General features: G+C 75.9%; 8 protein-coding genes and 1 pseudogene. 1 reads left to right on the top strand and 8 read right to left on the bottom strand.

What is annotated here, in order from left to right; translation table 11 throughout:
• Positions 1-13: 13 nt before the first annotated feature.
• Positions 14-1,036, bottom strand: coding sequence for a heat-inducible transcriptional repressor HrcA (gene hrcA, locus PGN05_RS05065; RefSeq protein WP_419751436.1), 1,023 nt, complete (start codon positions 1,034-1,036; stop codon positions 14-16).
• A 263-nt stretch (positions 1,037-1,299) separates the two neighbouring features.
• On the opposite strand from hrcA, the pseudogene PGN05_RS05070 reads away from it, so the two are divergent.
• Positions 1,300-1,590 (top strand): annotated as a pseudogene (locus tag PGN05_RS05070) (type II toxin-antitoxin system VapB family antitoxin); the annotation flags it as partial.
• A gap of 159 nt (positions 1,591-1,749) precedes the next feature.
• Here the strand turns inward: PGN05_RS05070 and PGN05_RS05075 are convergent.
• The 7 genes from PGN05_RS05075 to PGN05_RS05105 form a co-directional block, all read right to left on the bottom strand.
• A complete protein-coding gene (locus PGN05_RS05075; protein ID WP_419751437.1) occupies positions 1,750-2,355 on the bottom strand; it encodes a response regulator transcription factor in 606 nt (201 codons plus the stop codon).
• On the bottom strand, positions 2,352-3,470 hold the full coding sequence (locus PGN05_RS05080) for a sensor histidine kinase (protein ID WP_419751438.1): 1,119 nt from the start codon (positions 3,468-3,470) through the stop codon (positions 2,352-2,354). Before PGN05_RS05080 ends, PGN05_RS05075 begins: the two co-directional genes overlap by 4 nt.
• 19 nt (positions 3,471-3,489) lie before the next feature.
• Positions 3,490-4,236, bottom strand: a complete 747-nt coding sequence (locus tag PGN05_RS05085; protein WP_419751439.1) for an ABC transporter permease — start codon at positions 4,234-4,236, stop codon at positions 3,490-3,492.
• Positions 4,233-5,132 (bottom strand): ABC transporter ATP-binding protein, encoded by a 900-nt coding sequence (locus PGN05_RS05090; protein ID WP_419751440.1) that lies wholly within the window; start codon positions 5,130-5,132, stop codon positions 4,233-4,235. The genes PGN05_RS05085 and PGN05_RS05090 overlap by 4 nt, the downstream gene beginning before the upstream one ends.
• Before the next feature lie 88 nt (positions 5,133-5,220).
• Complete coding sequence (locus tag PGN05_RS05095; RefSeq protein WP_419751441.1) at positions 5,221-5,547, bottom strand: TraR/DksA family transcriptional regulator; 327 nt, start codon at positions 5,545-5,547, stop codon at positions 5,221-5,223.
• Positions 5,548-5,907: 360 nt separating this feature from the next.
• Positions 5,908-7,128, bottom strand: a complete 1,221-nt coding sequence (gene hemW / locus PGN05_RS05100; protein ID WP_419751442.1) for a radical SAM family heme chaperone HemW — start codon at positions 7,126-7,128, stop codon at positions 5,908-5,910.
• Positions 7,129-7,268: 140 nt separating this feature from the next.
• Positions 7,269-7,898, bottom strand: coding sequence for a SelB C-terminal domain-containing protein (locus tag PGN05_RS05105; RefSeq protein WP_419751443.1), 630 nt, complete (start codon positions 7,896-7,898; stop codon positions 7,269-7,271).
• Between the last annotated feature and the right edge of the window lie 242 nt (positions 7,899-8,140).

The following is an 8,140-nucleotide window of genomic DNA, read 5'->3' on the forward strand; positions in this document are numbered from 1 at the left end:
AGATGTCTCAGCCTCAGCTCTCGGCCAGGATCTGGCCGACGTAGCGGGCCACGGCTCGGACCGCGGCCATGTTCATTGGGTAGTCCATGCGGGTGGGACCGACGATCCCGAGCCCTCCGAGCGCCCGGGCCCCCGAGCCGTACCCGACGGAGACGACCGACGCACCGGTGAGCGCCTCGTGCGCGTTCTCCTCGCCGATCCGCACGAGCACGGTGCCGCCGGTGTCCACCTCACTGATCAACCGCAGGACGACCACCTGTTCTTCCAGCGCCTCCAGCAGCGGCCGCAGGCTGCCGGGGAAGTCGACCGTGGCGCGGGCGAGGTTCGCCGTCCCGCCGATGACCAGCCGGTCCTCCCCGGGCTCGACGAGGGTCTCGACCAGGGCCGCGCTCACCGAGGCCACCAGGGGCCGCAGGTGCGGGGCCGCGGTGTCCAGCAGGTCGGGCACCTTGCCGCCGGCCTCGGCCAGCTTCGCCCCGGCGAACGCGGAGTTCAGCAGCGCCCGCAGGTCGGCGACGTCGTCGGGCTCGACGTCGACCGGGCAGTCGATCAGCCGCTGCTCGACCCGCCCGGTGTCGGTGATGAGCACCAGGAGCAGCCGGGAGCTGGTGACGGGCACGACCTCCAGGTGACGCACGGCGCTGCGCGACAGGGTCGGGTACTGGACGACGGCGACCTGGTGGGTGAGCTGGGCGAGCAGGCGCACCGTGCGGTTGAGGACGTCGTGCAGGTCCAGCGCGCCGTCGAGGAAGCGCTCGATCGCCCGCCGCTCGGCTCCCGACAGCGGCTTGACCGCTGAGAGCCGGTCGACGAACAGCCGGTAGCCCTTGTCCGTGGGCACCCGCCCCGCGCTGGTGTGCGGCTGGGTGATGTAGCCCTGCTCCTCGAGCACGGCCATGTCGTTGCGGATCGTCGCCGGGGAGACGCCCAGGTCGTGGCGCTCGGCCAGGGCCTTGCTGCCCACCGGGTCGTTGGTCGAGACGAAGTCCTGGACGATGGCCCGCAGGACCTGCAGACGACGCTCGTCGTGCGCCACGGCGACACCTCCCCGTACCGGTCGACGTCGTGCGGCACCCTCGCGGAGACCCCCGGGCACTCCCGGCCCGGACAGTCGTACGACTGGCACTCGCACGCTCGGAGTGCCAGGCCAGCATACGCGAAGGACCCCGTCCCCCTCACCGCTCGCGAGCTCGCGGCGAGCCTCTGGACGGGGCCACCACGGCGCGGCGCGGGGTCGATAAGCTCGGCTGACGAAGGGTCCGGTGCCCGGCGGGGCTCGCGTGGGAAGAGGTCGGTGCGCTGATCTTCAAGGCGGTCCGTGACGGCAGGCCCTATCCCGACCACGGTCTCTCGACTCGGGACTGGGCGATGATCCCGCCGCGGCAGATCCGGATGGACACGCTGGTCACCACCAAGCGGGAGCTGGCGCTGGACACCCTGCTCGCCGACGACTCGACCTTCTACGGGGACCTCTTCCCGCACGCCGTCCAGTGGCAGGGCGAGCTCTACCTCGAGGACGGCCTGCACCGGGCGCTGCGGGCGGCGCTGCAGCAGCGCAACGTCATCCACGTCCGGGTGCTCGACCTCGACGCGCTGATGCCGCCCGAGCCGACCGGCCCGACGACCGCCGCCATCCAGATCCAGCCGCCCGTGCCCGGCCCGCGAGACTGAAAGAGGACCCCGTCCTCCTCACCCCTCGCACGCTCGGGGCGAGCCTCGGGACGGGGCCGCGGGGCACAGGGAATCCCCTTACAGCCAGCCCTTCTCCTCGGCCACGCGGGCCGCCTCCACGCGGGTGCGGGCGCCGGTCTTGCCGATCGCCGAGGACAGGTAGTTGCGCACCGTTCCCTCCGAGAGGAACAGCCGCCGGGCGATGTCGGCCACCGTCGCCCCGCCCGCGGCCTCGCGCAGCACGTCGGCCTCCCGCGCCGACAGCGGAGTGGCTCCCAGAGCGAGCGCCGCGGCCGCGAGGTCCCGGTCGATGACCCGCTCCCCCGCCACGACCGCCCGGATGGCCCGCGCCAGCTCCGCGACGGGGGCGTCCTTGACCAGGAAGCCCGCCGCCCCGACCTCCATGGCCCGGCGCAGGAACCCCGGCCGGCCGAACGTGGTGAGGACGACGGCCCGGCAGGCGGGCACCGCGTCGGCCAGGGCCCGGGCGGCCTCCAGCCCGTCGCAGCCGGGCATCTCGATGTCGAGCAGCGCGACGTCGGGCCGGTGCTCCCGGGCGGCGTCCACCACCAGGTCGCCCCGGCCCACCTCGGCGACCACCTCGAGGTCCTCCTCCAGCTCCAGCAGCGCCCGCAGCGCCCCGCGGACCATCGTCTGGTCCTCGGCGATCAGCACGCGGATCACGGGGCGCCCACCCGGGCGCCGACCGGCACCCGCGCCGCGAGCCGGAAGCCGCCGGCGGGCGCGGGCCCGGTCTCCAGCCGGCCGCCGAGCGCGGCCAGCCGCTCCTCCAGCCCGGACAGGCCGGCTCCGGACCGGACCGCCCCCGGCGTCCCGCCCGCGGCCCCGCGGCCGTCGTCGGTGACCGTCAGCGCGGCGTCCTCGTCGTCCACCGTCAGCCCCACGACGACGGCGCGGGCGCCGCTGTGCCGCAGCACGTTCGTCGTGGCCTCCCGGACCACCCAGCCCAGCACCGCGTCGGCCGGCGCCGGCAGCGGCGGCACGGCCGACGGCGCGTGCAACGCGATCCCCGCGGCCGACAGCGCCGCGCGGGCCTCCGCGAGGGCGAGCGCGACGCCGATCTGCCGGTAGCCGCTCACCGCCTCCCGCACCTCGGCCAGCGCGCGGCGGGCGGCGTCCTCGACGTCGGCCATCTCCGCCCGGGCGCGGGAAGGGTCCCGCTCGGCCAGCCGACCGGCCAGCTCGCTCTTCAGCGCGATCAGCGACAGGCTGTGCCCGAGGAGGTCGTGCAGGTCGCGGGCGAAGCGCAGCCGCTCCTCGGCGACGGCGGCTCGGGCCAGCTCCTCCCGGGCCTCGGTCAGCTCGGCGTTGACCGACACCAGGTAGCGGGTGCCGCGGAGCGCGAACGCGGTGAGCACGCACATGACCGGCAGGATGAACAGCTCGCCGAGCATGTCGTGGGCGGCGTTGACCGACGCGCAGACCGCCGCCGCCCCGCCGATCGCCGGCCACACCCACCGCTCGGGCAGCACCGCGGCCGCGGCCCCCGAGACGTAGATCATCAGCCCCGACCACGAGGGCCCCAGCCAGACCGCCAGGCCCACCCCGAGGACGGCGACCACCAGCAGCTCCCGCCACGGCCAGGGGCAGTCGCGACGGCCGAACATCCGGCTGAACACGACCAGGTAGGCCCCGGTGAAGGCGAGCAGCCCGGCCACCGCCACCACCCGCACGGCGGCCGGGCGCGGCGTCGAGAACAGGTCGGCGAGCGGGAACACCTGGAACAGCAGCCAGGGCAGCGCCCAACCGATGCGCTGCCAGCGGGTGCGGGGGTCCACGGCGGCGACGCTAACCGGCTCAGCCGGCGACGGCGTACAGCGGCCGCCGCCGCGCCACGACGGCGGCCAGGACGGCGAAGGCCGCCGCGAACCCCGCCAGCGCGAGCACGGCCAGCGGCGCGGGCCCGGACCCGGCCACGACGTCCCGGCCGAGCTCCGCGTACCAGTACGAGGGCATGACGTGCGCCAGCGCCCGGAGGAAGTCCGGGAAGACCGCCACCGGCACCCACAGCCCGCCGAGGGCCGCGAGCATCGTGCCGAGGATGCCGATCGCCCCGCCGGCGGCCTTCTCGTCGAGGCTGTACCCCACGAGCAGGCCGAGCGCGACGAACGCTCCGGAGCCCAGCCACAGCACGGCCACCAGCAGCAGCCAGGTGACCAGCGGCAGGTCGACGCCGTTGACGAACCGGCCGACCAGGGCCACGACGACCAGACTGGGCAGGGTGAGCAGCATGCCGACGGCGACGTCGACGGTCACCACCGACGAGCCGGGCACCGGGGTGATCCGCAGCTGGCGAAGCCAGCCCGAGTGCCGGTCGAACGAAACCCGGATGGTCGCGCCGAGGGCCGCGCCGAGCGCGCCGTACGCCATCATCGAGACCATGTAGGTGGTCGCGTACTCCTGCTGTTCCGCCGCGGAGCCGGCGAACCCGCCGAAGACCTTCGTGAAGAAGATCGTGAACAGCGCGGGCAGCAGCACGGTGAAGAACAGGAACTGCCGGTTGCGGCCGACCCGCCGCAGCTGGAAGGCGAACAGCGGGCTCATCGGTCGACTCCGATCGTGGTGCGGGCGGTGAGGGAGAGGACGGCGTCCTCGAGCGTGGCGCCGCCGACGGTGAGGTCGGGCAGCCGTCTGCCGTCGGCCAGCAGCGCCCGCAGGGTGGCCTCGACGTCGTCGGTGGTGAGCTGGACGCGGTCGCCACGCCACTCGGTGGCGCTGACACCGGGCAGCCCCTCCAGAGCGGCGCCCGGGGCGGCGGTGAAGCTGACGGTGCGGCCGGACGTGCCGGACTTGACCTCGGCCGCGGTGCCGTCGGCGACGACCCGCCCGCCGGCGACCACGACCACGCGGTCGGCGACGGCGTCGGCCTCCTCCAGGTGGTGGGTGGCGAAGACGACGGTGGTGCCGCGCTCGGCCAGCCCGCGCATCGTCGTCCAGAAGGCGCGGCGGCCCTCGACGTCCATGGCCGAGGTCGGCTCGTCGAGCAGCAGCAGGGGCGGCTCGCCGGCCAGGGCGAGCGCGAGCATCACGCGCTGCCGCTGACCTCCGGAGAGGGCGTCCACCGGCCGGCCGAGCAGGCCGTCGATGCCCGCGGTGACCACCAGGTCGTCCAGCGGCCACGCGCGGGGGTAGCTGCGCCGCACCAGGTGGAGCACCTCGCCCACGCGGGTCTCCCCGGGCAGCCCGCCGTGCTGCAGCATCGCGCCGACGCTGCCCGCGCGGATCGCCTCCGCCGGCGGGCGGCCGAGGACGCGGACCGTGCCGGTCGAGGGCACCAGCCCCAGGACGGCGTTGACGACGGTGGACTTGCCGGCGCCGTTGGGACCGAGCAGCGCGACGGTCTCCCCGGCGCGCAGCTGCAGGTCCAGGCCGGCGACGGCGGTCGCCGCGCCGTAGCGGACGGTCAGGTCGCGGATGTCGAGGGCGGTCTCTGCGAGCACGCGACCAGCCTGCTGCCGGCGGCGCCCGCCCTGTAGTGCGGGACGTCGGGACCCCGGCCTGACAGATGTCAGACCAGGGTGCCGCCGGTCAGCGGCGCTGCGAGCAGGCGACGCAGCCCGTGGCGAAGGGCCGGAACTCCAGCCGCTCCTCGGGGATGGCCGTGCCGCAGTGCACGCAGCGGCCGTAGCTGCCCGCCGCGATCCGCGCCAGCGCCGCGTCGATGTCCTCGATGGTGCGCAGGAGGCTGGCAGCGCGGCTGACGGCGACGTCGTCGGGCAGCGACTGCACGGTGTCGGCCAGCGCCAGCTCGCGGTCCTTCACGCACTCGGCGCGCTGGGCCTGCAGCCGGAGCCGGACGTGCTCCCACGGGGAGTCGCCGCGAGCGGGGGCGGTGGAGTCGACGGTGCTGGTCATGGGGTCTCCTGAGGGGCAACGCAAAGAAGACGCGCTCACCGGGCGGTGCGCGTCAGGTCGGTGCTGGTGACTCCGGGGGGAGTCAGGCGACCTGAGGCGGGGCCCGGTCCTGGCTGCGGCGGAGGACGTCGAGGCCACGCAGCCCTCGAGCCCGGCGGTTCATCGCGAGGGCGAGGAGCACGCCCCCCGACAGCGGGGCCGGCGCCACGGCGCGGCGGCGGCCGGGCGGGGATCCGAGAGCCTGCCGGGACACGAGTCTGCCCACGCGCCGCCACCCCCTCGACTCCTCCGGCGCCGTTGCCGGAACGGGAACGATAGCCCGCAGAGGACGCGAACGGAACAGTTCCGTTGACCGCCGGACTAGTCGGTCAGGTCGCGGACGACGGCGTCGGCGAGCAGTCGCCCGCGGTCGGTGAGGACGGCGCGGCCAGCCTCGTGGGCCCCGGGGTCCAGCAAGCCGCGGGCCACGGCGTCGGCGGCACGGGCGCGCCCGGCGGGCGACAGTGCGGCCAGCGGCAGGCCCGCCCGCAGCCGCAGACCGAGCATGATCGTCTCCAGCGCGCGGTCGGCGTCGTCCAGGAGCTCGGAGTCCTGCGCCGGACTCTCGCCCCGCAGCAGCCGGTCGGCGTGGGCGGCCGGGTGCTTGGCGTTCCACCAGCGCAGCCCGCCGACGTGGCTGTGCGCGCCGGGCCCGACGCCCCACCAGTTGGCGTTGGCCCAGTAGAGCTCGTTGTGGCGGCAGCGGGCGGCGGGGCCGGTCGCCCAGTTGGACACCTCGTACCAGTCGAAGCCGGCTCCGCGCAGGGTGGCGTCGGCCTGCTCGTAGCGGTCGGCGAGGACGTCGTCGTCGGGCATCGGCAGCTCGCCGCGGCGGATCCGGCGGGCCAGCCGGGTGCCCTCCTCGACGATGAGCGCGTAGGCGCTGACGTGGTCCACGGAGGCGGCCAGGACGGCGTCCAGAGAGGCCGCCCAGTCGGCGTCGGTCTCCCCCGGCGTGCCGTAGATGAGGTCCAGGTTGACGTGCTCGAAGCCGGCCGCCCGCGCCTCGCGCGCCGCCGCGACGGCCCGGCCGGGGGTGTGCCGGCGGTCGAGGACGGCGAGCACGTGCTCGGCGGCGGACTGCATGCCCAGGCTGAGCCGGGTGAAGCCGCCCTCCCGCAGCCGGGCCAGGCCGGCCGGGTCGACCGTCTCGGGGTTGGCCTCCGTGGTCACCTCGACGTCGACGGCGACCGGGAACAGCTCGCGGACGGCGGCCAGGACGGCGACGAGGTCGTCGGCGGGGAGCAGGGTCGGGGTGCCGCCGCCGACGAAGACCGTCTCGACCGTCGGCAGGTCCGGGCCGAGGGTCCGGGCGGCCAGCTGCAGCTCGGCGACCACGGTGCCGGCGTAGTCACTGCGGGCGGCGCCGGGTCCGAGCTCCTCGGCGGTGTAGGTGTTGAAGTCGCAGTAGCCGCACCGCGTGGCGCAGAACGGCACGTGCACGTAGAGCCCGAACGGCGTGGTGGCCAGGCCCGCGCGGGCGCTGTCGGGCAGGGACCAGGGACGCGGCGGCGTCTCCAGCAGGGGCAGGGCGGTGTCCATCTGCTCCCAGTGTGCCGCGCCGGCGGCCGCGGGCGGCGGGCCCGGCAGGTGTCCCCTCCCACGTGCTCGTGCTCTGCCCACGGTGGTGGGCAGAGCACGAGCATCCCGGGGAGCACACCCCGCGGGTCCGTCCCCTCGGGTCAGCGCAGCCGGCGGGTGTTGTCGGGCAGCCGCTCGGTCACGCCGCGGGCGTCCAGCCACTCCATGAGCGGCACGGCGACCCGCCGGGTGGTCCCCCAGGCCGAGCGTGCCTGGCTGAGCGTGAAGGGCGCCGGGACGCCGGTCAGCCGCTCGCGCGCCACCTCGGCGACGCCGGGCGCCAGGTAGACCCCGTCGGCGACCTTGACCAGCTGCCCGTCGCGCACCGCCGCCGCGAGCTCGCGGGGGCCCAGCCCGGCGGCCGCCAGGTCGGGTGCCTCCGGTGCGGCGAACGGGTCGGCGGTCAGCCGCGCCCGCACCCCGTCGACGGCCTGCTGCACGTGCGGGGGCAGGCCCGCGGAGGCGACCGCGACCCGGCCCTCCCGCAGCGCCAGCGGCGGGCGCACGAGGGCCGGGACCAACTCGTCGTCGGGCAGCTCCAACGCCCGCCGGACCACGGCCACCGGAGGGCCGGGCTCCAGCGGGCGCAGCTGCCGGTAGCGGCCGACCACGCCGGGCAGCGCGGCGGCGAGCTCGTCGACCAGGCCGGGCGCGAGCAGCCACGGCCCGACGACGGTGGCCTCCTCGGGCACCGGCCAGCCCATCGCGGTGAAGTCCGCGGCGCGGACCACCCGCCGGCGGGCGAGGTCGGCGGCCGCGCCCGCGTCCCCCGCCGGCTGGGCGGCCAGCTCGGCCGCGCGCTGCCGCGCCGCGCCGGGATGCGGTCGCGCCCCGTCTGCTCGGCGGCCTGCAGGGTCGCCGCGGGCAGGCCCCGGTCGGCCCGCAGCGGGTTCATGTCCGGGTCCTCCTGCCAGAACGCCCGGATCTGCTCGGCGTCGAAGTGGTGGCCCATGAGCTGGATGGCGATGTCGTG

It is taken from the genome of Geodermatophilus sp. CPCC 206100 (assembly GCF_048569675.1).
Lineage (GTDB): Bacteria > Actinomycetota > Actinomycetes > Mycobacteriales > Geodermatophilaceae > Geodermatophilus.